Below are 23631 nucleotides of genomic sequence, written 5' to 3'. Positions count from 1 at the left end.
GCGGGCGTGACGTCATCACGCAGGCCGAGCCAGACCGGCTGGCGGAGCTTGCCGTCGCCGGTCAGTCCACGGTGGCGGACCGTGCCGACCAACGTCGGGCGGACGAACCGAGCGTCGCGTGCGGCGACCAGCGCGGTGAAGGGGTTGTCGTCGGCCGGTTCGAGCCGCGCCAGCACCTCGGCGCCGGCCCTCCCGGCGAGCCCGGACCCGACCGCCCCGAGCTCCTGCAGGCCACCGTCGTCATCGTGCGCTCCGACGATGACCGCGCCGAGCCGGTCGCTGACGCTGCCTCGCCGCCCCGCCCCCTCCGCGCGCCACGCACCGACCACGACCTCCCGCTGCTGGGCGAAGGGCAGCTTGATCCAGTCGGTCGACCGCACCCCCGGCCGGTAGGTGCTGCCGAGCCGCTTGCTGACCACCCCCTCATCGCCTCGGGCGGCGGCGATCTCGAGCAGCTGCGCGACGTCGCAGGTCGCGGGCGGGACCTGGACGTGGGACCCGTGGAGGCCCAGCCCCTCGAGTAGGTCGCGACGTTCCTCGACCGCGAGCTCGAGCACGGGCCGACCGCGGCAGACCAGCACGTCGAAGACCACGTAGATGACCGGCGACCGCGACGCCGCGACGCGGACGCGACCCGGATCACGCAGGTGCATGCGCGGTTGGAGGGCGCTGAACGACGCGGCTCCCCGTTCGTCGAGCACCACCACCTCGCCGTCGAGGACGGTGGCCGCGTCGACGCGATCGGCGAGGTCGGACAGCTCGGGGTAGGCGACCGTGATGTCCGCGCCGTTGCGCGAGCGGAGCGTCATCCCACCGGCCCCGTCGAGGTGCGCGAGCACGCGGGCGCCGTCCCACTTGATCTCGTGGAGGTGGCCGCGGGCGACGTCGGCGGGCCGCCCCGGCGTGGCCAGCATCGGCCGCAGCCCCGCCGTCGCCTCCACCCCGCCTCCTCGTCCCGTCCGCGTGACGTTAGCTCGCGAGCTGCCGGCGCTGCCTTCCTCACGAGGTTGTGAAGCGACCACCCGGGGTGATACCCACTGGTCGCTTCACAACCGGTCAGACAGCGGTCGCTCGGCGACGACAGCGTCGTCGACGGTGGCCGTGTCGGCAGTAACCTCGGTCGGCGCCCGCCACCAGTGCCGGAGGACAGCGTGCACGATCCATCCCCGGCCGTCGCGATCCCGGGGCTCCGGCGGGTCACCGACGCGGACGCCGACGCGCTCACGGCGTTGATCGCCGGCGCCTACGCCGAGTACCCGGGGTGCGTGCTCGACCTGCCCGGTGTCGACGACGACCTGCCGACACCCGGCACGACCGCGGCCCGCCGTGGCAGCCCGTGGTGGGTCGTCGAACGGGACGACCAGCTGATCGCATCGGTCGGCGCCGGCCCACCGACCGAGGGAGCGGTCGAGCTCAAACGCCTCTACGTGGCACCCCTGGCCCGTGGACGGGGCTTGGCCACCGGGCTCGTCCGCCTGGTCGAAGCGCACGCCGCCGGGCTCGGTGTTGCCCGGGTCGAGCTGTGGTCCGACACGCGGTTCTTCGACGCGCACCGCCTCTACGGGGCTCTCGGGTACCGCCGGACGGGCGCGTCGCGCCAGCTCCACGACCCCTCCGACACCACCGAGTTCGCCTTCGAGCGGCCGATCCGGGAGCAGCGCCCGTGACGACCGGTGCCGGCGACGGGTCGTCCGTGCACCGATCCGCCCTCATCCACGCCACCTCGGTGCACGCTCATCGGACCTCGACCGTCCCGTGCACCGACCCAACGCCGTGCACGTCACCTCGGTGCACGCTCGTCGATCAGCTCACGGGCGGCTCGTAGGCTGCCCGACACCGACCGCTGCAGGAGCACCCGTTGAGCGACGCCACACCCGGACCCGAGCTCGTCGGTCGCGTGCTCGGGACGGAGGACGCGACGCCGCTCGAGTTCTGGGTCGGCGTCGCCGAGGGGCAGTTCCTGCAGCTCGACGACGTGGTGGCGCTCCAGCGCACGCCGCCCGGCCGCCAGCCGGTCAACATCTACGGCGTGGTCAGCCAGGTCCGTGCCCGCCACGAGGGCGCGCGGTTCGACTCGGACGTGTTCCTGATCGAGGACGGCGTCCTTCCCGCCGAGGTGTCGGAAGCCGCGCAGGTGCTGACCACCCGGTTCGAACCCGAGGTCTTCGTCCCGCCGCTGCCGGGGCAGGCCGTGGTCAAGGCCACCGGGGACGACCGCGACCAGGCGCTGTTCTTCGACCGGATGGAGCGGCGCCTGCCGGCCGGGTTGACGCGAGACGACCTGCCCGTGGTGATCGACCTCGACTTCCTCGACGGCACCCGGGGCGCCCACGTCAACATCTCCGGCGTCTCCGGCGTGGCGACCAAGACGACGTACGCGACCTTCCTGCTACACGGGCTGTTCACCTCGGGGGTGCTCGGGGCGGCCCACAACGCCAAGGCGCTGGTGTTCAACGTCAAGGGTGAGGACCTGCTGTTCCTCGACCACGACAACGTCAAGCTCGACGACACCTCACGCGCCAAGTACGAGCAGCTCGGTCTGCCGGCGTCGGCGTTCGCCTCGGTCGAGATGTGGGCGCCGCCACGTCGCGGTGCGGCCAGCGCGGCTCCCGACACCGGCGCCCGCCGCGAGGGGATCGGGTCGTTCTTCTGGACCCTCGAGGAGTTCTGCCGCGACGCTCTGCTGCCGTTCCTGTTCGCCGACGCCGGTGACGACCGCCAGCAGTACACGATGGTCGTCGACAACGTGACGGCGAGGTTGCAGCGCGACGCGGTCCCGACGGGTGACGGCGCCGTCCGCCTCGAGGGCGTGACCTGCCGGACCTTCCGCGAGCTGATCGACGTCGTGCGCGAACGGCTCGAGTCCGAGGACGAGGCACCGCGCTGGGCCGGGCGCGCCGTCGGCGTCGGCACGATCAACGCCTTCGTGCGGCGGCTGTACGGCTCCCTGCGGCACGTCGAGGACCTCATCCGCGGCGATGTTCCCCACCCCGAGCGGCACACCATCCGCCACGAGGCCCAGGTCACCGTCGTCGACATCCACCGGCTCAACGACCGCGCGAAGCGGTTCGTGGTCGGCGTGGTGCTGCGCCGCCAGTTCGACGCCAAGGAGGCCTCGGGCAGCCCCGACCCGCTGACCTTCATCGTGCTCGACGAGCTCAACAAGTACGCACCCCGCGAGGGCTCCTCCCCCATCAAGGAACTGCTGCTCGACGTCGCCGAACGCGGCCGGTCGCTCGGGATGATCCTCATCGGCGCGCAGCAGACCGCGTCGGAGGTCGAACGCCGGGTCGTCGCCAACTGCGCCATCCGGGTGGTCGGCCGGCTCGACACCGCCGAAGCCGGCCGAGACGAGTACGGCTTCCTGCCGACCGCGTTCCGCCAGCGCGCCACCATCGTCAAGCCGGGGACGATGATCCTGTCGCAGCCGCAGCTGCCCGTGCCGCTGGTGGTCGAGTTCCCGTTCCCGTCGTGGGCCACGCGCCCGTCCGAAGCCGGTCGGGGTCCGACGCCTGGAGCCGACGACATCGTGACCCAGCCCGACGATCCCTTCGCGGGGCTCGACGACGGTGCCGACGGTGGGGACGGGATGCCGTTCTGACCCCGCACGAGCCCCGACCGGGTGAGCCGCCACCCGCCGACCCGACGGCACGGCTCGACCTCGCCGACCACCTCGCCACCGACCGGCTGGTGCTGCGGCGGTTCCGGGCCGACGACGCCCCCGCGCTGGCCGCGTACCGCTCCGACCCCGGGACCGCCCGGTACCAGGGCTGGTCCGTGCCGTACTCCGTCGATCAGGCCCTCACCTTCATCGAGGCGGTCGGCACCGATGCGCCGGGTACCCCGGACACCGCGTTCCAGTACGCCCTGGAACCTCGCGACCGGCCCGGCCTGATCGGAGACGTCATGCTGGCGACCGGCGGTGATCGCCGTCTGGTCGAGGTGGGTGTGACCCTCGCACCGGCCGATCGGGGTGACGGGCTCGCAGCCGAGGCGGTCACGGGCCTGCTCGATCACGTCCTCGCGGCGGGTCGCGGTGTGCACCGTGTCGAGGCACGGTGCGACCCACGCAACCTGTCCTCCGTGGCGCTGTTCGAGCGCCTCGGGTTCCGTCGGGAGGGTCTGCTCGTCGCGGCGTACTGGTCCGACGAAGGGTGGACCGACGACCTCATCCTGGCCGTGCTCGCCGACGAGTGGCGGGCCGGCCGGGCGGGGTCGACCGGTGCGCCACACCGGTAGCGTCGGACGGCCGCCGAACCTCGGACCGAACCGTCAGTCCCCTCCGCCGTCGCCGCCTCGCCCGCACCATCATCGTGCTGCTCACGGGGCTCCTCCTGCTCGCCCAGTGCACGACCGGTGGTGACGACGATCCCGCTCCGTCCGGTGACGACGGGGCCAGCGAGGAGGCAGCACCGGAGGACGAGGCTCCGCCCTGCGAGGCGACCCCGGAGGCTGCACGGGATCTCGACGCCGGCGCGGCACCGTTCGACGCGGCCGGTGCGATCACCGCCAGCTTCGGGTGCGTCCAGCAGGTGGTGGCCGTGCCGGCTGATCAGCCCGCGTCGGCGGCCGTCGCCGCCCCGCTCGCCGTAGAGCTCGGTGCGCCGCTGTTGATCGGCGACGAGGCCGGGCTCGCGGCGACGCTCGCAGAGCTCGGCGACCCGGAGGTCCGCCACCTCGAACCGGCCCCGGGCACCAGCGACGACGCGGACACCGGCGACGCGGGCACCGATGGCGCGACCGGCGAGGCGACCGATGGCGAGGGCGAGCCGGCCGACGACATCGCGGCCGCGGACCCGACCGAGACCGACGGGGACACCGCTACCGACGACCCGGACGCTGGCGCGACGGAGCCGGCGGGCGCGGTCGACCTCGCCACGGCGCTCGAGGTGGCCGACGAGCTCGGCACCGACCGGTTCGTCGCCGCCGACGCCGACCGCCCCGAGGACCTCACCGCGGCGGCCGCCGTCGCCATCCGCACCTCAGCGGCCGTCCTCCCCGTCGCCGTGGACGGTCCGGCCCCGGAGCTTCCCGAGGGCAGCGAGGTCGTCGCTGTCGGCGATCTCGGCGACCTGCTGCCCGACGCGGAGACCGTCGACGAGCCGTGGGAGCTCGACGACGGCGCCGATCGAGCGCTCGTGATCGACCCCACCGACCCGAACGCGCCCTCGGCCGTGGTCCTGGCCACGCAGCGAGGCGACACGGTCGTCCCGGCCCCGAACGGCGATCTGCTCGGCCGTGGGACCGTGCAGCTCGTGCGCGACGCGGACCTCGACACCGACCAGCTGGTCGCTGTCGGCGAGTTCGACGGCGACCTCGACGGCGACCTGACGCTCCTGGTCGAGGCACCGCTCCTGCCGGGTGGGACGCTGCGCCACTTCGACGGCACACGGATGGTCGCGATGTACGGCAAGCCGGGGGCTCCGGTGCTCGGTGTCCTCGGTGAACAGGACCTCGAGGCGTCGTTCGATCGTGTCCGCGACATCTCCGCCGGGTACGACGCCGACGGGCGCGACGTCGTGCCGGGCTTCGAGGTCATCGCCACGGTCGCCAGCGCCGAGGCTGGCGACGACGGGAAGTACTCGCGCGTGACACCGCCCGAGGAGTTCCGCGAGCTCGTGGACCGCGCCGCGGAGGAGGATGTGCAGGTCATCCTGGATCTCCAGCCCGGCCGTAACCACTTCCTCGACCAGGCGAAGATCTACGAGGACCTGCTGCGCGAGCCGCACGTCGGCCTCGCGCTCGATCCCGAGTGGCGGCTCGAGGACGACCAGGTCCACCTGCGCCAGATCGGCAGCGTCGACGCCGCCGAGGTGCAGGAGGTCATCGACTGGTACGCCGAGCTCGCGCGCGACGCGGGCGTGGCCGAGAAACTGCTCGTGCTGCACCAGTTCCGCGTCGACATGCTGCCCGACCGGGACATCCTCGAGGTCCCCCGCGAGGTCGCGGTCATCATCCACATGGACGGCCAGGGGCCCCAGGGCATGAAGCTCGAGACCTGGGGCGTGCTCACCTCCGGCGCCGAGGACCGTTGGCACTGGGCCTGGAAGAACTTCTACGACGAGGACCCGGTGGTCGCCGAGCCGTCCTACATCCTCGACCTCGACCCCGAGGTGGTGCTCGTCACCTACCAGTGACCGCGGGACGTGGGGCTCTACCGTGGTGAGGATGCCGAGCACCTCCCTGGATGCCTCGGTGTGCAGCCGTTGACAGGCGACACCCTTGACCACCCCGTGCCGCACGCGGTGCGGAGGCGTGTCGGAGGTGTCACGTAGCCTCGCTCCGATGCGCATCCTCCACACCTCCGACTGGCACGTCGGCCGCACCGTCCGCGGGCGGTCGCGTGCCGACGAGCACCGCGCCGTGCTCACCGAGATCGCCGGGATCGCCCACGACCGGGACGTCGATCTGATCCTGGTCGCCGGCGACCAGTTCGACACCGGCGCCCCCTCCGCCGAGGCCGAACGCATCGTCTACCGCGCGCTGCTCGACCTCGCCGACACCGGCGCACACGTGGTGGTGCTCGCGGGCAACCACGACAACCCCCGCCGGTGGGCTGCGGTCCGTCCCCTGCTCGAGCTCGGCAACGTCCACCTCGCCGATCAGGTGGCCCGCGCCGACCGCGGCGGGGTGCTCGACCTGACCACCCGCGACGGCGAGGTGGCACGGGTCGCGCTGGTCCCGTTCGTGTCGCAGCGCGGCATCGTCACCTCCGAGCAGCTCATGCACGAGCGGCGCGGCGCGGCGCAGCACGCCGGCACCTACGCCGAGCGGGTCGCGCGGATCATCGCCTCACTCACCGAGGACTTCGGGACCGACACCGTCAACCTCGTCGTCGGACACCTGACCGTCGCCGGGACCGGCGGCCCCGCCCTCGGTGGGGGCGAGCGGCAGGCCCACACGATCTTCGACTACGTCGTCCCCCCGCAGGCGTTCCCGTCGACGGCCCACTACGTCGCGCTCGGTCACCTGCACCTCCCCCACCGGGTCCAGGGTCCGGCCCCGATCTGGTACTCGGGCTCCCCACTCCACCTCGACTTCGGCGAGGCGGACCGCGGCGCCAAGGCCGTCCTGCTCGTCGAAGCCACCGCGTCGACGCCCGCCCGGATCGAACAGGTGCCGCTCAGCTCGGGCCGGCGCCTGCGGACCCTCCGCGGCACCCTCGATCAGGTCCTCGCCGCCCGCGACGAGGTGGGTGACGACCTGCTGCGCGTCGTGCTCGAGGAACCACCCAGGCCCGGGCTGGCCGACGAGGTGCGACAGGCCCTCCCCGACGCCGTCGACGTCGCGGTCGCACCGCGGGAGGACGACGAGGACCGTGACGCGCCACCCGAGCTGGACATGGACGCGCTGCGCGCCTCCCCCGCCGCGCTGTTCTCCGAGTACCTCGAGGAGATCGGCACCGACGACGCCCGGCTGACCGGCCTGTTCCAGCGCCTGCTCGAGGAAGCCCAGGACGAGGACCGCGACCCCGCGCTCGGAGGGCCGGCGTGAGGCCGCAACGCGTCGAGCTCGAGGGCATCGGATCGTTCCGGGAACGCACCGAGCTGGACCTCGCCGGGGTCGACCTGTTCGCGCTGTCCGGACCGACCGGTGCGGGCAAGACCACCCTGCTGGTCGACGCGATGATGCTGGCCCTCTACGGGACCGTCCCCCGCTACGACGACCGCCGGCTCGTGGCCCCGGCCATCACCCAGGGCGCCAACGAGGGTCGCGTGCGGCTCACGTTCTCGGTCGGTAGCCGGACCTTCACGGCCACCCGCGTCATCCGTCGCACCAAGCAGGGCGCGACCACCAAGGAGGCCCGGCTCGAGGAGATCACCGGTGGCGGATCGGTGGTCCGCGCTGGCAGCGCGGACGAGGTCAGCAGCGAGGTCGAACGGCTCCTCGGCCTGAGCTTCGACCAGTTCTGCCGCTCGGTGGTGCTGCCCCAGGGGGCGTTCGATCGCTTCCTGTTCGCCAAGCCCGCCGAGCGCGGGGATCTGTTGCTCCAGCTGCTCGACCTCCGGCTCCACGACGAGGTCGGCCGCAGGGCACGGCTGACCGCGACCGCGGCCGCCGCCCGGGCCGACGCCGCGCAACGACGGCTCGACGGCGACCTCGCCAACGCCGACCCGGCCGAGCTCGCGCGGCTCGATGAGCGCGCCGAGGTGCTCGACGCACTCGCGACCCGGTGCGGCGAGGTCCAGGTGGAGCTCGACGACCTGCGCGAACGCGGCGGCCAGCTCGCGGCCGAAGCGGACGCCGCGGCCAGCGACCGTGACACCCTCGGATCCCTGCGTCGACCGGCGGATGTCGACGCGCTGGCCGACGCGATCCGGTGTGCGGACGAGGCGGTGTCCGTCGCAGCCGAGGCACGGTCGGCGGCGACGGCTGACATCGACGCCGCCGAGATCGCCCGTGAGGCGCTGCCGGATGCGGCGGTGCTCGTTGAACTGAGCCGGACGGCGGCGGATCTCGCGGCCGCCACGGACGCGATGCCGGCCCTCACCGGAGCTGCGGATGCCGCAGCCACGTCCGCCGCGCGCGCCACGGCCGAGTTCGACGCGGCGACCGCCGCGGTGGAGCGCGCCGAGGAGACCCGGGAGGCAGCGCGCCGGCGCGAGCTCGTCCACGCGCTGACCGACGGGCTCCACACCGGTGATAACTGCCCCGTCTGCGGGAGCCCGATCGACCAGCTCCCCGCCACGCCGCCGGACAGCGACACGGCCGCGGCCACCGACGCCCTGCGTTCGGCGCAGGCGGCCCGTGTCACGGCCGAGTCGCGGGCCCGTGACGCCGATCGCGCGGCCGCCACCGCCACCGAACGTCACCACGCCGCCGAGGCACGGCTCGCCCAGGCACGGGAGGCGCGCGCGGCTGCCCTCGACGCAGCGGGGGCAGCCGACGATGCCACCGCGACCGACCTGATCGCCCGGGTCCGCACCGCCGACGAACAGGTGGCTGCCGCTCGGCAGCGCGACCGCGCGGCTCGTGAGGCCGAGGCAGCGGCCCGCACCACCCGCGACCGCGCGGGGTCGCAGGAAGCTGACGCCTGGCGCGCCCTCGACGTCGCACGCGACGCGGTCGCCCGGCTCGGCCCACCGACGCTGCAGCGCCGCGACCTGGCCGCGGCGTGGGACGCCCTGCTGGCCTGGGCCGAGGAGTCACGTCCGCAGGTGGTCGCCCGTGCGGACGAGGCGGCAGCTCGCGTGGTCGAAGCTCGAGAACGGTACGCACAGGTCAACGGGGCCCTCCGCGACGAGTGCGTCCGCGCTGGGGTCGAGGTCACGGGATCCGCGTCGCCCGCCGCCGCGATCGCCGACGCGCTGGCGACCACCCGCGCCACCCGGGCCCGGCTCGCCGAACGTCTCGACGAGGTCCGCACCGTCACGGCCGAACGGGACGCCGCACGCGAGGAGGCCAACGTCGCCGAGCACCTCGGCAAGCTCCTGCGGGCCGACGGGTTCTCCCGCTGGCTGCTCGCACGGGCCCTCCGGCGGCTCGTCACCGGCGCCTCGACCATCCTCCGCGAGCTGTCCTCCGGCGCGTACTCGCTCGCGCTGGACACGACCAACCAGTTCCTCGTCGTCGACCACCGCAACGCCGACGAACCCCGCACCGTCAAGAGCCTGTCCGGCGGCGAACGGTTCCTCGCCTCCCTGGCACTGGCGCTGGCCCTCGCCGACCACGTCACCGACCTCGCCGCCGACGGGGCCGCCAAGCTCGAATCGCTGTTCCTCGACGAAGGGTTCGGCACGCTCGACCCGGACACGCTGGACGTCGTCGCGGCAGCGCTCGAGGAACTCGGCGCCAGAGGTCGGGTCGTCGGGATCGTCACCCACGTCCGTGACCTCGCCGAGCGGTTGCCGGTCCGCTTCGAGGTCCGCAAGGGGCCGAAGGGTTCCAGCGTCCGGCGTGTCGACGACGGTGCCCCGCTCCCCGAACCGTCGGTCGACGGCGACGCGTCAGGTACCGCGACCTCGGGCGCGGAGGAGGTCGCGTGAGCACAGGGATCGGCGGGCCGCGTATCTCGGTCGACGGGTGGGATCCCTCCATGGGGTCCTCCACCTCGGCGCTCGATCAGATGGCGCTGTCGCCGGGGCCGGTCGACGCGGGTGTCGAGGTGGCCGCGGACGCATGGGAACCCCGCACCCCACCTGGTCCACCCGTCGCTGGTCCCGTCCGGTTCATCGACGGTGTGCGTCGCATCGAGGGCCACCTGTGGGTCACCCCACCGGGTGAGCGGACGCGGCAAGCGCTGGCCGCTTCCATCGCCGCCGGCACGGTCTGCTGCGAGGGCCCGTCCGCCACCGTCGAGGCGTGCGAGGTCCAGCGGTTGCTCGTCGGTCCCGCGTCGCTGCTGCCCACGCTGACCACCTCCGCCGGCGACTTCGTCCCCCGGGCCGTCGCCGACGACGACGCCGACACGCTGCGCGCCGGCGTGCAGGAACGGCTGCGGCGGCTCGAACGCCGGCTGCTGTCCGCCGCCGCGGACAGCGCCCTGCTGGTTGTCGACGGGCCACTCGACGGGTCGGTCGCGGTCGACCACGCGATCGGGTACATCAAGACCCACCACGTCGCCTACCTCGAGGACACCGTGGCCCGCACCGTGGCCGACCTCGCTGCCGGCCAGCGCACCCCGCTGTTCCTGGCCACCTCGTCGTGGACGCGGTTCTCCTGGTACCTGCGGCTGCCGTTCGGCACCGGGGGCCACCCCTGGTCGGGGATCGTGCGGTGCGAGGCCTCCGGTGACCTGCCCGTCGCGGACGTGGTCGCGCTCGCCGACCAGGTCACCGCCACGCTGCCTCGCTTCGCATCGCAGCCACACAAGGACCGGCGGGCGCCGCAGAACCTCTACCCCATCGGTGGGCTCGAACGTCAGCTGACCCACCGGCTCGGCGACGGTCACCACGTGCTGCGCGCGCTGCGGTCCGCGACCGCCTGACCCGTTCGGCCCGGTCGCCTCCTCCCGGTGGTCGCTACCGTCGTCCGGTGACCGCCGACCCCGCGTCCACCCCCGAGCACGCGCAGCTCGTGGCCCGGCTGCGCGCCCGTCACGCAGAGCTGGCCGACGAGCTCGCACGGCTCACGAAGCCACCCGACGAGGCAGCCGTGGTCGCCTTCGGGAAGCGTGTCGGGGACGGGACCACCGAGGCGGTCGAGCGCATCAGCACCACGCTGACCGCCCGGTCGATCGCGTCCTCGCTGGCGGAGGTCGAGCGCGCGCTCGAGAAGGTCGACGCCGGCACCTTCGGGGTGTGCGACGTCTGCAGCGCAGCGATCCCCGTCGAACGGCTCGAAGCCCGACCGTTCACCTCACGCTGCATCCGCCACGCCGCCTGACCGGCGACGCCGGGGACGGGCTACACCACGGTGAGGATCCGCGGCCCGTCGTCGGTGATGGCGATGGTGTGTTCGGCGTGGGCAGCGCGGCTGCCGTCGGCGGTGCGCACCGTCCAGCCGTCGTCGTCGAGCGTGAACCCGTCGTCACCACCGGCGTGGAACATCGGCTCGATGGCGATCACCAGGCCCGCCTTGAGCTTGAGCCCGCGTCCCGGAGGCCCCTCGTTCGGCACCGACGGATCCTCGTGCATCTCCCGACCGACACCGTGGCCGCCCCACCCTTCCGGGATGCCGTACCCGCCGTCGCGACCGATGGTCCCGATCGCGTGCGCGATGTCGCCGATCCGGTTCCCGGGGACGGCTGCGTCGCCGCCGGCGTGCAGTGCGGCCTCGGTGCGTTCGATGAGGGTCAGGTCCTCGTCCCGCGGCGTGCCGACCACGTACGAGCGGGCGGCGTCGCCCACCCAGCCGTCGAGGATCGCGCCGAAGTCGATGCTGACCAGGTCGCCGTCCGCGAGCGGGACGTCGTCGGGCCAGCCGTGGACGATGACGTCGTTGACCGACGCGCAGATGACGCCGGGGAACGGCGAGGGCGCGAAGTGCGGGTGGTAGTCGAGGAAGGCCGACGTGGCGCCGTGCTCGCGGAGCACGTCGCGGGCGATCTCGTCGAGGTCGCGCGTCGTCACGCCGATGTCCGCCTTCGCGCGCATCGCCTCGTGGGCGAGCGCGACCACGCGGCCGGCCTCGCGGAGGCCTTCGATGTCACGGGGGCTCTTGCGGACGATCAACGACGGGCCTCGGTCCAGGGGCCACGAGGCTACCTGCGACCGGTGCGTGCACCGAGACGACGCATCCGGCGTCAGGTCGGTGCACGCCCGCCGGTCGCGGGTGGGCTCAGCGCATCGCCTGGCCGGCGGAGCGCAGGCTCTGGCACGCCTCGACCACCCGGTTCGCCATGCCCTCCTCGGCGGCCTTGCCGTAGGAGCGCGGGTCGTAGACCTTCTTGTTGCCCACGTCGCCGTCGACCTTCAGCACGCCGTCGTAGTTCTGGTACATGTGGGTGGCGATCGGGCGGGTGAACGCGTACTGGGTGTCGGTGTCGACGTTCATCTTGACCACGCCGTGGTCGAGGGCCTCGTGGATCTCCTCGAGCGAGGACCCGGATCCGCCGTGGAAGACCAGGTCGAACGGCTGGTCATCACCACCGACCTCGGCGGCCACCGCGTCCTGCAGGTCCTTGAGGATCGACGGGCGCAGCTGGACGTGCCCCGGCTTGTAGACGCCGTGGACGTTGCCGAAGGTCGCAGCCAGCAGGTAGCGACCGTTCTCGCCGGTCCCGAGCGTGCGGGCCGTGGCCAGCGCATCCTCGGGGGTCGAGTACAGCTTCTCGTTCATCTCGCCGACGACGCCGTCCTCCTCGCCACCGACGACGCCGATCTCCATCTCCATCACGGTCTTGCCGCGGTTGCACAGCTCGAGCAGCTCCTCGGCGATCGACAGGTTCTCCTCGAGCTCGACCGCCGATCCGTCCCACATGTGGGAGTTGAACAGCGGATCCTCGCCACGGGCGACGCGGTCGGCGCTGATCTGGGCGAGCGGCCGCATGAACCCGTCGAGCTCGGTCTTCGGGCAGTGGTCGGTGTGGAGCGCGACCTGCACCGGGAACTCCTCGGCGACGATCTTGGCGTACTCGGCGAAACCCGTGGCGCCGACGACCATGTCCTTGACGGTGAAGCCCGACCAGGCGGCCGCGCCACCGGTCGAGACCTGCACGATGCCGTCCGACTCGGCCTCGGCGAACCCGCGCAGCGCCGCGAGCAACGTCTGCGACGAGGTGACGTTGATCGCCGGGTAGGCGAACGCCCCCTGCTTCGCGCGGTCGAGCATCTGGCGGTAGGTGTCCGGGCTGGCGATCGGCATCGCGGTGATCCTGTCGTCGCGGGTCGTCCCTGGGTGCTGGTGGGTGGGTCGGTGCTGGTGGGTGGGTCGGTGCTGGTCGTGACCGGGTGGTCAGCCGTCGAGGCCGACGAAGGCGAGCAGGTCACGAGCCACGCGGTCGGCGAGGTCGAGCTGCCGGTCCTCGAGCACGCGGAGATCGGCATCGGCTGCCAGGTTGGAGCGCAGGTCGACGTAGACCTTGACCTTGGGCTCGGTGCCCGACGGGCGGATCATCGCGCGGCCGCCCCCCTCGAGGGACAGCTCGACCAGGTCGGTCGCGGCCAACCACACGGGTCGCTGATCGGCACCGACGCGGTAGTCGGTCACCCGGGTGACGGCGACGCCACCGAGGACGTCTGGCGTGCGGTCGCTGAGCACCGCCATGGCGTCGGCGATCTCGACCTGCCCGGCCGCGCCGGGGCGGACGGCGCTGACCTGATGGCTGATCCACGCGCCGTGCTGGGATGAGAGCTCGCGGATCCGGTCGAGGACCGTGAGCCCGTCGGCACGGAGGCGGGCGACCATCTCGGCGAACGCGACCGCCGCACCGATCCCGTCCTTGTCGCGGACCACCGGGCCGACCGACGATCCGAGCGCCTCCTCGAAGCCGTACACGAAGGTGCGCTGGTCGCTGACCTCGAGCTCGCGGGCCGCGCGCGCGATCCACTTGAACCCGGTCAGGGTCGCTTCCGCGCGGGCCCCCCGGGCCTCGCAGACCTCGTCGAACATCGGCGTCGACACGATCGAGCGCACGCCGAGCGGGCGCGCCGCATCGGTGTGGTCGAGCAGGTAGCTGCCGAGCAGCACGCCGATCCGGTTGCCCGACAGCGGCAGCCAGTCACCCTCGTCGTCGGGGACCGCGACGGCGAGCCGGTCGCCGTCGGGGTCGCTGGCGATGATGAGGTCGGCGTCGATCTCCCGCGCGAGGTCGAGGGACGCGTCGAGCGCACCGGGCTCCTCCGGGTTCGGGAAGCTGACCGTGGGGAACGTGCCGTCCGGTTCGGCCTGCGACGGGACGACGTGGAGGTGCTCGAAACCGGCCAGCGCGAACGCCCGGCCGATCAACTCGCCTGCCACGCCATGGAGGGGGGTGTAGACGATCCTCAGGTCACGCGGCACGTCGTCGGGCAGCGGCGGGCGAGCACCCTCGAGTTCCTGCAGGAAACGTTCGACGACCGCGGCGTCGACGGGAGCGACCTTCTCGCAGTCCACGAGGTCCTCGGCCGGAACGAGCGGGACCTCCTTGGCAGGTCCGACGGCCTCGATGGCAGCGGCGATCGTGGCATCGGTCGGTGGCACGATCTGCGCGGCGCCCTCGACGTAGACCTTGTAGCCGTTGTCGGCGGGCGGGTTGTGCGACGCGGTGACGACCACGGCGGCAGCCGCGTCGAGCACCTTCTGGGCGTAGGCGATGATCGGCGTCGGCTGCGGCGTCGGGAACCAACGCACCTCGATGCCGGCAGCGGCCAGCACCCCGACGGTGTCGGCGGCGAACTGCTCGGAGTCCGTGCGTGCGTCGAAGCCGACGATCACGCCCCGCGTCGCCGCGTCGGGGACCTCGGCGAGCAGGTAGTCCGCCAGCCCGCGGGTGGTGCGGATCACCACCGCGCGGTTCATCCGGTTCGGACCGGGCCCGACCGCTCCGCGCAGGCCCGCGGTCCCGAAGGACAGGGCCGCGCCGACGTGGTCGATCAGCAGCGCGAGGTCGTCGCCATCGAGCAGCGTCCGCATCGCCGTACGGGTCTGGTCGTCGACGTCGCCGTCCATCCAGGCTTCGGCGCGGGCGTGCAGGTCATCGGTCGTCGGAGTCGTCATACCCCCAGCCTAGGTGTCCAGGGCCGCGACGTGGCCTCCCGACCCGTCACCCAGGCCACGCCCTCGGCCACGTCAGTACCGGGGCGCGGAGCCCTCGTCACGGTTCGAGGTCACGAAGGCGTGGTGGAGGCCCATCCACGCGGTCATGCACCACGGGTAGAGCGCGACCGGGACCACCAGGTTCACGCCGATGGTCGCGATCAGCAGGGTCGTCCACGGGGGGTCCGGCCAGGTCAGCGCGATCCCGCCGAGGAAGACGACCGTGAACGCGACGATCACGAGCCCCATGGCGACGACCATCGCCCCGAGCCAGTAGCCCTCCTCGCGCTCGAACTCGAGCCCACAGTCCGGGCAGTGCTCCCGGATGGTGAAGAAGCTCGCGAAGATGTCCTTCTCGCCGCACACCGGGCAGCGCTTGCGCAGTCCCCTGCTGAGCGCGCTTCCGTCCACCACCGACCTCCACGATCCGCAGCCACCGGGTGTGATGGCGGACCGCTCAGGGTACGACGACCGCGTGCCGGCCACGTGCGACCGCACTACCGGGGTGCTGGTATGGCGGTGACGCCACGTCAGACCCCCGCTACCCGAGGCGCTCCGGCCTCAACCCGTCGCGAAGGCGTCGAGCAGGTCGCTGGCGAGGCGTCGAAGCAGCGGGCCACGTGTGGCCGGGGCCACGTCGTCGACGAGGTCGGGGACCCTGGCAGCGGAGTCGATCAGCCCGTGGATCGCGGTCGCCACGGCCCGGGCCTCGTCGTCGCTGGCATCGGGGCGGAGCGTGCGGAGCGGCTGCACCCAGGCGTCGAGGTAGCGACGGTGGTTGCGCAGCGCCCGTCCTCGGTAGTCCTCGGGGAGGTGACGCAGTTCGGTCACGAGCAGGACCAACGCCGTCGACCGTCCGGTGGCGAGCTCGACGTGCGCATCCACGAGCCGGTCGAGCGCCTCCCGGGGGGCCAACCCCTCGGTCGCTCGCACGGCGGGTCCGAAACCCTCGGACCAGAGCTGGTCGAGGACGGCCATCAGCAACGCGTCCTTGGATGCCACGTGCCGGTAGACACCCGGTCCGGAGATCCCCGCGGCGGCACCGACCTCGTCGATGGAGGTGCCGTGGAAGCCGCGTTCGAGGAACAGCGCGGCGGCTGCGTCGAGGATCGCCTCGCGCCGTTGCTGACCCCGCACCGTCGCCGGAGGGGAGGTAGCGGGGTCCGGGCCGGTCACGCGGTCCTCAGATCCCGAGCACGTTGCCGAGGAGCCGACGGTGGTGGCGCGGGCTGCCGAGCAGCAGCTTGCTGGCCTTGGCGCGCTTGAAGTACAGGTGGATGTCGTGCTCCCAGGTGAAGCCGATCCCACCGAAGATCTGGAGCGCCGCGGCCGAGGTGGTCTCGTACACCTCGGCGCAGAAGCTGGCCGCGAGCGGGACCGCGACCGCGATCTCGTCCCGGTCCCCGGAGGCCACGGCGCGGGCGGCGTGGTAGGCGGCGGAACGGGCCGACTCGACCTGGACCAACGTCTCGGCGAGGGTGTGCTTGACGGCCTGGAAGGACCCGATCGCCCGCCCGAACTGGATGCGTTCCTTGGCGTAGGCGGTCGCGTCCTCGAGGCAGCGCTGCGTCCCACCGACCTGCTCGTTGGCCAGCACCGCCGTGGTGGTGGCGATGGCGCGGTGCAGCCCGACGACCGCGTCCCCGCCGGACAGCCGATCGGCGTCGCTCACCCGGACCGAGCCGTAGGTGACCGTGGCCATCGGGCGGGTCAGGTCGAGCACCGGGACGCGTTCGCGGGCGACCCCGCCGGCATCGCCCGGGACCAGGAACAGCTCGAGACCGTCGTCGGTCGTCGCGGCGGTGACCAGGACGTCCGCGGTCGACCCGTCGAGCACGAAGCCCGCCGTGCCGTCGAGGACCCAGCCGTCGTCGTCCTTGGTCGCACGGACCCCCGGGTCCGTGGTCAGCGACCCGGTGGTGTCGAGGTGAGCCACGGTCAGCTTGGTGGTGCCGACGGCCACGCCGGACAGGATCGCGCCCCGTTGGTTGGCGCTCGCGGTCGCGTCGACCAGCGTCGCGCCGAACACGGCGGAGGACAGGAACGGCACCGGCAGCAGCACACGGCCGAGCTCCTCGGCCACGATGGCAGCCTCGACCACGCCCGCACCGGAACCGCCGTCGGCCTCCGGGATGAGCAGCCCGACGAGCCCGAGCTCGGCGAGCTCACGCCAGCCGGCCTCATCCAAGGCCTCGTCGGTCACCATGACCTCACGCACGCGGGCGGAGGTGGCGCGCTTGCTCAGCGCGCCCCGGACGGTGTCACGAAGCAGCTGCTGTTCGTCGCTGACGGCGAAGGAGACGTCGGCCATCGTGGAGCTCCTCGGGGTGCGGCGCCGCTCGGGCGCGGTTCGGTGCGCGTCGGGTCAGGCGTCGGTTCGGGCGTCAGCTGCGGGGAACGTCCCGCCAGGGGATGTTCTTGTCGACGCGGGGTTCGCCGGGGAGCCCGAGCACGCGCTCACCGAGGATGTTCTTCATGATCTCGCTGGTCCCACCCTCGATCGAGTTGGCCCGCGCCCGCAGGTAGGCGGTGGTCGGGTCGCTCGAGCGGGACGACGACTCGGTGGGTCGCGAGAAGCTGTAGCCGGCCTCGTAGACCATCCCCGACGCGCCGAGCAGGTCCACGGTGAACGTCGAGATGGACTTGTTCAGGTCGGCCCAGTGCAGCTTGGAGGTCGACCCCTCCGGGCCCGGGGTACCGCGCTTGCGTGCTTCGGCGGCGCGCGAGGTGGTCAGCCGCAGCGCCTCGGCCTCGATCCAGTAGCTGATGAGGCGGTCGCGGGTGGCCTCGTCGCGGTCCTCCACCTGTTCCCAGGCGGTCAGCGCGTTGCCGATGGCGCCGGAGCCGCGGGGGGTGACGTTGGCGCCGATGGCGACGCGCTCGTTCATCAGCGTGGCCATCGCCACCGTCCAGCCCTGGCCGACCTCGCCGATGCGCAGGTCGTCGGGGATCTGGGCGTCGTCGAAGTAGACCTCGTTGAACTCGGCCTCACCGGTGATCTGGTACAGCGGGCGGACGTCGACGCCGTCACCCTGCATGTCGACCACGAAGTAGGTCAGGCCCGCGTGCTTCGGCAGGTCCGGGTCGGTCCGGGCGACCAGGAGGCCCCACTTCGCGGCGTGCGCGAGCGTGGTCCAGACCTTCTGCCCGTTGACGATCCAGGTGTCGCCTTCGCGGACCGCGGTGGTCGCGAGGGCCGCGAGGTCGGAACCCGCGCCCGGCTCGGAGAACAGCTGACACCAGATCTCCTCGAGGGTGAACATCGGCCGCAGGAAGCGCCGATGGTGCTCCTCGGTGCCGTGGGCGATCAGCGTGCCGGCCCCCATACCGATGCCGAGGACGTTGCGGTAGCGGTTGTCGATGCTGCCGCCGGCCCCGGTGATGCGCCGGTTGATGTCGGCCTGCCAGCGCGGCGACACGCCGAGCCCACCGAGGCCCTCAGGGAACTGCACCCAGGCGAGCCCGTGGTCGAACTGGGCGCCCCAGAACTCCTGCTCGGGGGTGGCGGCGGGCGGTGCCTGCTGCAGCAGCGCCTCGATCGCCGTCTCGACCTGCTCACGCTCGTCGTTCGCCACGGTGGACTCCCTCCCTCGCCGGTGGTCGCGCTCCACCTCGACGTCGGGTGCTCCACCCACGCGGAAGTGAACGCTCACTAACATGCTAGCGCCGACGCGAGGCGCGTGCCGGCGACCCACGGCCCGCACGCAACTTCCTGGGCGACGGCCCAGGGAGTTGCACCTCGAGGTCCGCGGGAGGTGGATCAGGCCCGCTCCCCGACAACTTCCTGGGCTGGAGCCCAGGGAGTTGTCACGACCCGCTACTGGTCGCGCACTCCTGTGAAGCTCGGCGATACGCCGCTAGAGGCGCTGGGGTGGGTCGCCGTGGCGGAAGGCGAGCGACACCCGGGCGCCGGCCGACGAGACCTTCGGCACGGCGTGCTTCCAGGTCCGCTGGCAGGTGCCGCCCATGACGAGCAGGTCACCCCGGCCGAGCAGCATCCCGATCGACGCGCCGCCCGCAGCGGGCTTCAGCCGGAAGGTCCGCGGGTGGCCGAGCGACACCGTGGCCACCGTCGCGGTGAGACGTTCGCGGAGCACCCGGTCCCCGTGCCAGGCGACCGAGTCGCGTCCGTCCCGGTACAGGTTCGCGCCGACGGTCTCGAACCGGACCCCGTAGCGGCGCGAGAGCAGCTCACCGAGCTCGTCGAGCACCCCGAGCTCCGCCGGCAGCGCACCGAGACGAAGCCTCGCGGTCAGGCGCGGCTGCGGCACGAGCCCACCCTGGATCCTCTCCTGCCGTTGCGCCCACGGCAGCGCCGTCACGCAGGTCTCGAGCAGCGCGTCGCTGCTGGCGAGCCAACCGGGCGCGTGGTCGACCCACGCGCTCTCGTCGAGCTGGCGACGTCGGAGCGCAGCGAACCCCGGGTCGGCGAGGATGCCGCACCCGGGGTAGGACCCGACGGCGCCGTCGAACAGGGAGGTCTGCCAGGTCAGGGTGTCCACGGGCCCGACGGTACCGAACGCACGTTCGGTCCGCCAGGCTGTGGAGCTCCGTGCATCCTCAGCTCGTCGGGTCCTGCTCCACCTCGCCGCGCCACGCGCCGGTCTCGGTGCCGCGGGACTCGACGAAGCTCTTGAACTGGTCGAGGTCGCGCTGGACGTTGTGGTCGATCACGCCGAGCGCGTCCCCGGCCTTCTCGACCCAGTCGGTCGGCTCGACGTCCATCTGCAGGGCCACGCGCGTCTTGCTGTCGGCGATCCGGTGGAAGGTGACGACCCCGGCGTGCTTGGTCTCACCACGGGCCTTCCACGCGATGCGCTGGTCCGGCTCCTGCTCGGTGATGTCGGCATCGAAGGTCCGCTCGGCACCGAGGACCTTGACGTGCCAGCGTAGGGAGGTGGCGTCGAGCTGCTCGATCCGTTCCACGTCTTCCATGAACTCGGGGAAGGTCTCGAACTGCGTCCACTGGTCGTAGGCGGTGCGGACCGGGACATCGACCTCGACGGTCTTCTCGACGGTGCTCATGGGGCCTCTCTTCGCTCGGGGATGCGCCGCTCGGGCGCCGGACGATCACCACCATCCCGGGCTCCGCTGCCGGTCGACAGCACGCGGCCGCGCTCGACCGGCCGGCGAGTCGAGCCCAGTACGGCACCGTCGGTGGCCGCGTGGCCGGGCCGTCGACTACAACTCGGCCCCATCGCACGACGAGGAGCTCGGGTGGCGGCCTGGCGCAACTGGGCGGGCAACCAGCGCTGCACGCCCGCAGCCGTCGCGCGGCCCACCGACGAGCCAGCCGTGAGCGCCCTCGTGTCCCGGACCGCAGCCACGGGCGGTCGGGTCCGCCCCGTCGGTGCCGGCCACAGCTTCACGAGCCTGGCGCTCACCGCTGGGACCTTGATCGACCTCTCACGCTTGTGCGGTGTCGACCGGGTCGACCCCGTCACCGGGGTGGCCACCATCGCCGCCGGCACGACCCTCGCGGACGCGAGCGCTGAGCTGGCCCGCGCCGGACGTGCGTTCGAGAACCTCGGGGACATCGCGGTGCAGACGGTGGCGGGTGCGACCGCCACGGGGACCCACGGGACCGGTGCCAGCTTCGGGAACCTGTCCTCGACCATCGTCGGCTGCCGGTTGGTCACCGGCGCCGGTGAGGTGGTCGACCTCGATGCCGATCACGACCCCGACGCGCTGCGCGCTGCCCGGGTGCACCTCGGCGCTCTCGGCGTCGTGACCTCCGCGCGCGTACGGACCGTGCCGGCGTTCACGCTGGTGGCCGAGGAGACCATCGAGGAGGTCGGCGACGTCCTGGCCGACCTCGATGGGTTCGTGGACGGTCACGACCACGCCGAGCTGCTCTGGTTCCCCGGCAGCGGGTGGGCACCCGACGAGCTCGGCCTCGCGCTGGTCAAGCGCAACCGGCGGGTTCCCGACCCACCCGATCCAGCCCTCCGTCGTGGCCGGGTCGAGGCCTTCGTGGGTGACGAACTGCTCTCCAACACGATCTACGGCGCGATCGTCCGGGCGAGCGACCTGGCGCCGTCGGCGACGCGGGCCATCCACGCGGCGCTGCGTCGGATCCCCGACGCTCGGTACGCCGATCGCAGCGACCGCGTGTTCGCCTCGCCGCGACGGGTGCGGTTCGTCGAGATGGAGCAGTCCGTGCCCCGGGATGCGTTCCCCGAGGCGTTCCGGCGGGTCACGACGGTCTACGAGGATCTCGGACGCGAGGTCCCGTTCCCCGTCGAGTGCCGGTGGGTCGCCGGCGACGATGCCGACCTCTCCCCCGCCAACGGTGGCGATCGGGCGTACATCGCCGTCCACCTGTCGCCACGCCACCACGACCCCCGGTTCTTCGCCGCCATCGAGGAAGCGCTCGCCGACCTCGGTGCCCGGCCCCACTGGGGCAAGCTCCACGGGCTGACCGCCGCCGAGCTCGCCACCCGGTACCCGCGGTGGGACGCGTTCCAGGCGGCGCGACAGCGCTTCGACCCGTTCGGGACGTTCGCCAACGACCACCTCGACCGGGTCCTCGGTCCACCACCGGGGAGGGCCGCCGCGTGAGCGCCGACACCGACCCCGTCCCCGTCCCCGGCTCCGCTCCCGAGGACGCGCGCGACACCTACGAGCGGTACCGGGCCGCCCTCGCGGGGCGGAGCCTGCCGCAGGCCATCGTCGATCTCGACCGCGTCGAGGTGAACGCGCGTGCCGTCCTGCGCCGCGCCGGCGACCGCCCGGTCCGTATCGCGTCGAAGTCGGTGCGGTGCGTGGCGCTGCTCCGCCACATCCAGGCGCTGTCCGACCGGTTCCAGGGGCTGCTGTGCTTCACCGCCGACGAGGCGCTCCACCTCGCTGCGGCCGGCTTCGACGACCTGCTCGTCGCCTACCCGACCGTCGACCCGGCACACCTCGTGGAGGTGGCCGCCGCCAACGACGACGGCCACCGCATCACGCTCATGGTGGACAGCGACGCGCACGTCGAGCGGCTCGAGCGGCTGCTGCCGGCCGGGCACCCGGTCCCCGTCGCCATCGACCTCGACCTGTCGTGGGACCTGCCGGGGCTGCGGTTCGGGGTGGAACGCTCGCCCGTCGACACGGCACGGGCCGCGGCGGTCCTCGCCGCCCGCATCGACACCTCCCCCCGGCTGCACCTCGACGCGCTGATGGGCTACGAGGCGCAGGTCGCCGGGGTCGCCGAACGGGCGCCGGGCCGGTCACGCGTGGAGCAGGCCGCCATCGTCACGCTCAAGCGTCGGTCGCTCCGCCGGGTCGCACGCCGCCGGGCTGCGGCCGTCGACGCGGTCGAGGCGGCCATCGGGCGGCGGCTGCGGGTCGTCAACGCCGGCGGGACCGGCAGCCTCGAGTCGTCGTCACGGGAACGGGCCGTGACCGAGGTGACCGCCGGATCGGCGTTCCTCGCTCCGGCCCTGTTCGACCACTACGACGGGTTCCAGCACCTGCCGGCCGCCGGGTACGCCTTGCCCGTCGTCCGTCACCCCCGCCCCGGCGTGGTCACGTGCCTCGGGGGTGGCTACATCGCCTCCGGAGCCACCGGACCCGACAAGGAGCCTGCGGTCTGGCTGCCCGCCGGCGGACGTCTCACCGCACTCGAGGGTGCCGGCGAGGTGCAGACGCCCATCCTGCTCCCGGCCGGCGTGACGCTCGACCTCGGCGATCCGGTCCTGCTCCGCCACGCGAAGGCCGGGGAGCTGTCCGAGCGGTTCGACGTGCTGCTGGGCGTCCGCGGCGACCGCGTGGTCGACGAGCTGCCGACCTACCGCGGCGAGGGTCGGACGTTCCTGTAGCCCGGTACCGTCGCCCGGCGGGGTGCCCCCGTGCAGCCGACCGGCAGCGAGGCCACCGTGGACGAGCACCCGCCAGCCGAGCACGTCGCCACCGTGCGGGTCGGTCACTTCCTGTCCCGCGCCGAGGCCGAGGTCGCTCGAGGGATGCTCGAGTCGAGCGGGGTGCCGGCGGTCGTCATCGGCGACGATGGTGGCGGTGTCCAGCCCGACGTCAGCTACGGCTACGGCGGCGTCGCGATCGGTGTCCACCCCGATGACGTCGAGGAGGCACGCGAGCTGCTGCTCGACGTGGACGCCCCGCTCGATGTGCGGGACCTGCGCACGCCGAACTGGCGCTCCCGGCTGGTGCTGGTGACCGCCGTGATCCTGGTCGCCCTGCTGCTCGCGGGGATCATCCAGCGCTGACGGGCGATGGTCCCGACCCGACGGCCACCACGCGGCCGGTCCGGTGGTGATCGTGCCCGGCCCCGACACGTCAGGTGTCGCGCCGGATGGGTAGCGCTGACCGTCGGCAGAGCTTGCGACCGCACTCAGTCGAGGACGCGCGCCTTGGCGCGGTCGAACTCCTCGTCCGACAACGCCCCCGAGGCGTGGAGTTCGGCCAGCGCCTGGAGCTCCGCCACCAGCTCGGACGCGGCCGTGGTACCTGGTGCGTCCGGGGCCGATGGGGCCGATGGGGCCGATGGGGCCGATGGGGCCGATGGGGCCGATG

At 72.9% G+C, this 23631-nt stretch carries 22 protein-coding genes; 11 read left to right on the top strand and 11 right to left on the bottom strand.

All coding sequences use genetic code 11. The annotated features are described in order from the left end of the window. Nucleotides 1-941 (bottom strand): DNA ligase (locus tag WEB03_RS06215; protein ID WP_368070086.1); only part of this gene is annotated, 941 nt, incomplete at its 3' end. A gap of 210 nt (nucleotides 942-1151) precedes the next feature. On the opposite strand from WEB03_RS06215, the gene WEB03_RS06210 reads away from it, so the two are divergent. The 8 genes from WEB03_RS06210 (at nucleotide 1152) to WEB03_RS06175 (ending at nucleotide 11325) form a co-directional block, all read left to right on the top strand. After that, the gene (locus WEB03_RS06210) at nucleotides 1152-1667 is read left to right on the top strand and encodes a GNAT family N-acetyltransferase (RefSeq protein WP_368070085.1); all 516 of its coding nucleotides are present in this window, start codon (nucleotides 1152-1154) and stop codon (nucleotides 1665-1667) included. Nucleotides 1668-1858: 191 nt separating this feature from the next. Beyond that, entirely contained in the window at nucleotides 1859-3601 is a 1743-nt protein-coding gene (locus WEB03_RS06205; protein WP_368070084.1) for an ATP-binding protein, read from the top strand. 89 nt (nucleotides 3602-3690) lie between these two features. Further along, nucleotides 3691-4239: a GNAT family N-acetyltransferase gene (locus WEB03_RS06200; RefSeq protein ID WP_368070083.1), complete on the top strand. Its 549-nt coding sequence runs from the start codon at nucleotides 3691-3693 to the stop codon at nucleotides 4237-4239. Between the two features lie 74 nt (nucleotides 4240-4313). Then, nucleotides 4314-6137 (top strand): hypothetical protein, encoded by a 1824-nt coding sequence (locus WEB03_RS06195; protein ID WP_368070082.1) that lies wholly within the window; start codon nucleotides 4314-4316, stop codon nucleotides 6135-6137. 127 nt (nucleotides 6138-6264) lie between these two features. Continuing rightward, complete coding sequence (locus WEB03_RS06190) at nucleotides 6265-7494, top strand: exonuclease SbcCD subunit D (protein WP_368070081.1); 1230 nt, start codon at nucleotides 6265-6267, stop codon at nucleotides 7492-7494. After that, on the top strand, nucleotides 7491-9986 hold the full coding sequence (locus WEB03_RS06185; RefSeq protein WP_368070080.1) for an AAA family ATPase: 2496 nt from the start codon (nucleotides 7491-7493) through the stop codon (nucleotides 9984-9986). Before WEB03_RS06190 ends, WEB03_RS06185 begins: the two co-directional genes overlap by 4 nt. Beyond that, complete coding sequence (locus tag WEB03_RS06180) at nucleotides 9983-10927, top strand: hypothetical protein (RefSeq protein WP_368070079.1); 945 nt, start codon at nucleotides 9983-9985, stop codon at nucleotides 10925-10927. The genes WEB03_RS06185 and WEB03_RS06180 overlap by 4 nt, the downstream gene beginning before the upstream one ends. A gap of 47 nt (nucleotides 10928-10974) precedes the next feature. Beyond that, entirely contained in the window at nucleotides 10975-11325 is a 351-nt protein-coding gene (locus WEB03_RS06175; RefSeq protein WP_368070078.1) for a TraR/DksA family transcriptional regulator, read from the top strand. Nucleotides 11326-11345: 20 nt separating this feature from the next. On the opposite strand, the gene map is transcribed toward WEB03_RS06175, so the two are convergent. From map to WEB03_RS06130, 9 genes are all read right to left on the bottom strand, one after another. Then, a complete protein-coding gene (map, locus tag WEB03_RS06170; protein ID WP_368070077.1) occupies nucleotides 11346-12113 on the bottom strand; it encodes a type I methionyl aminopeptidase in 768 nt (255 codons plus the stop codon). Between the two features lie 106 nt (nucleotides 12114-12219). Continuing rightward, a complete protein-coding gene (gene fbaA, locus WEB03_RS06165) occupies nucleotides 12220-13245 on the bottom strand; it encodes a class II fructose-bisphosphate aldolase (RefSeq protein WP_368070076.1) in 1026 nt (341 codons plus the stop codon). 90 nt (nucleotides 13246-13335) lie between these two features. Further along, the gene (locus WEB03_RS06160; protein ID WP_368070075.1) at nucleotides 13336-15078 is read right to left on the bottom strand and encodes a phospho-sugar mutase; all 1743 of its coding nucleotides are present in this window, start codon (nucleotides 15076-15078) and stop codon (nucleotides 13336-13338) included. Between the two features lie 72 nt (nucleotides 15079-15150). After that, the gene (locus tag WEB03_RS06155; RefSeq protein ID WP_368070074.1) at nucleotides 15151-15531 is read right to left on the bottom strand and encodes a DUF983 domain-containing protein; all 381 of its coding nucleotides are present in this window, start codon (nucleotides 15529-15531) and stop codon (nucleotides 15151-15153) included. A 147-nt stretch (nucleotides 15532-15678) separates the two neighbouring features. Continuing rightward, complete coding sequence (locus tag WEB03_RS06150; RefSeq protein WP_368070073.1) at nucleotides 15679-16293, bottom strand: TetR/AcrR family transcriptional regulator; 615 nt, start codon at nucleotides 16291-16293, stop codon at nucleotides 15679-15681. A gap of 7 nt (nucleotides 16294-16300) precedes the next feature. After that, nucleotides 16301-17428, bottom strand: coding sequence for an acyl-CoA dehydrogenase family protein (locus WEB03_RS06145; protein WP_368070072.1), 1128 nt, complete (start codon nucleotides 17426-17428; stop codon nucleotides 16301-16303). A gap of 73 nt (nucleotides 17429-17501) precedes the next feature. Beyond that, nucleotides 17502-18692, bottom strand: coding sequence for an acyl-CoA dehydrogenase family protein (locus tag WEB03_RS06140; RefSeq protein WP_368070071.1), 1191 nt, complete (start codon nucleotides 18690-18692; stop codon nucleotides 17502-17504). A 282-nt stretch (nucleotides 18693-18974) separates the two neighbouring features. After that, nucleotides 18975-19619, bottom strand: coding sequence for an alpha-ketoglutarate-dependent dioxygenase AlkB (locus WEB03_RS06135; RefSeq protein ID WP_368070070.1), 645 nt, complete (start codon nucleotides 19617-19619; stop codon nucleotides 18975-18977). Between the two features lie 58 nt (nucleotides 19620-19677). After that, nucleotides 19678-20142, bottom strand: coding sequence for an SRPBCC family protein (locus WEB03_RS06130; protein WP_368070069.1), 465 nt, complete (start codon nucleotides 20140-20142; stop codon nucleotides 19678-19680). Nucleotides 20143-20334: 192 nt separating this feature from the next. Here WEB03_RS06130 and WEB03_RS06125 point away from each other — a divergent pair, with 192 nt between their 5' ends. Genes WEB03_RS06125 through WEB03_RS06115 form a run of 3 tightly spaced genes read left to right on the top strand, consistent with a single transcriptional unit; the run spans nucleotide 20335 to nucleotide 23324 of the window. Continuing rightward, nucleotides 20335-21678, top strand: a complete 1344-nt coding sequence (locus WEB03_RS06125) for a D-arabinono-1,4-lactone oxidase (protein WP_368070068.1) — start codon at nucleotides 20335-20337, stop codon at nucleotides 21676-21678. After that, nucleotides 21675-22919 carry an alanine racemase gene (locus WEB03_RS06120; RefSeq protein ID WP_368070067.1) on the top strand — a complete coding sequence of 415 codons (1245 nt, stop codon included), beginning with the start codon at nucleotides 21675-21677 and terminating at the stop codon, nucleotides 22917-22919. Before WEB03_RS06125 ends, WEB03_RS06120 begins: the two co-directional genes overlap by 4 nt. A gap of 30 nt (nucleotides 22920-22949) precedes the next feature. After that, the gene (locus WEB03_RS06115; protein WP_368070066.1) at nucleotides 22950-23324 is read left to right on the top strand and encodes a DUF2007 domain-containing protein; all 375 of its coding nucleotides are present in this window, start codon (nucleotides 22950-22952) and stop codon (nucleotides 23322-23324) included. A gap of 125 nt (nucleotides 23325-23449) precedes the next feature. Here WEB03_RS06115 and WEB03_RS06110 read toward each other — a convergent pair whose 3' ends face one another. Further along, complete coding sequence (locus tag WEB03_RS06110; protein WP_368070065.1) at nucleotides 23450-23542, bottom strand: SHOCT domain-containing protein; 93 nt, start codon at nucleotides 23540-23542, stop codon at nucleotides 23450-23452. Nucleotides 23543-23631: the final 89 nt, after the last annotated feature.

Source organism: Nitriliruptor sp., assembly GCF_040882075.1.
Classification (GTDB): domain Bacteria; phylum Actinomycetota; class Nitriliruptoria; order Nitriliruptorales; family Nitriliruptoraceae; genus Nitriliruptor.
The sequence above is the reverse complement of the archived record's forward strand: the minus strand, read 5'-3'. Positions and strand labels throughout refer to the sequence as shown.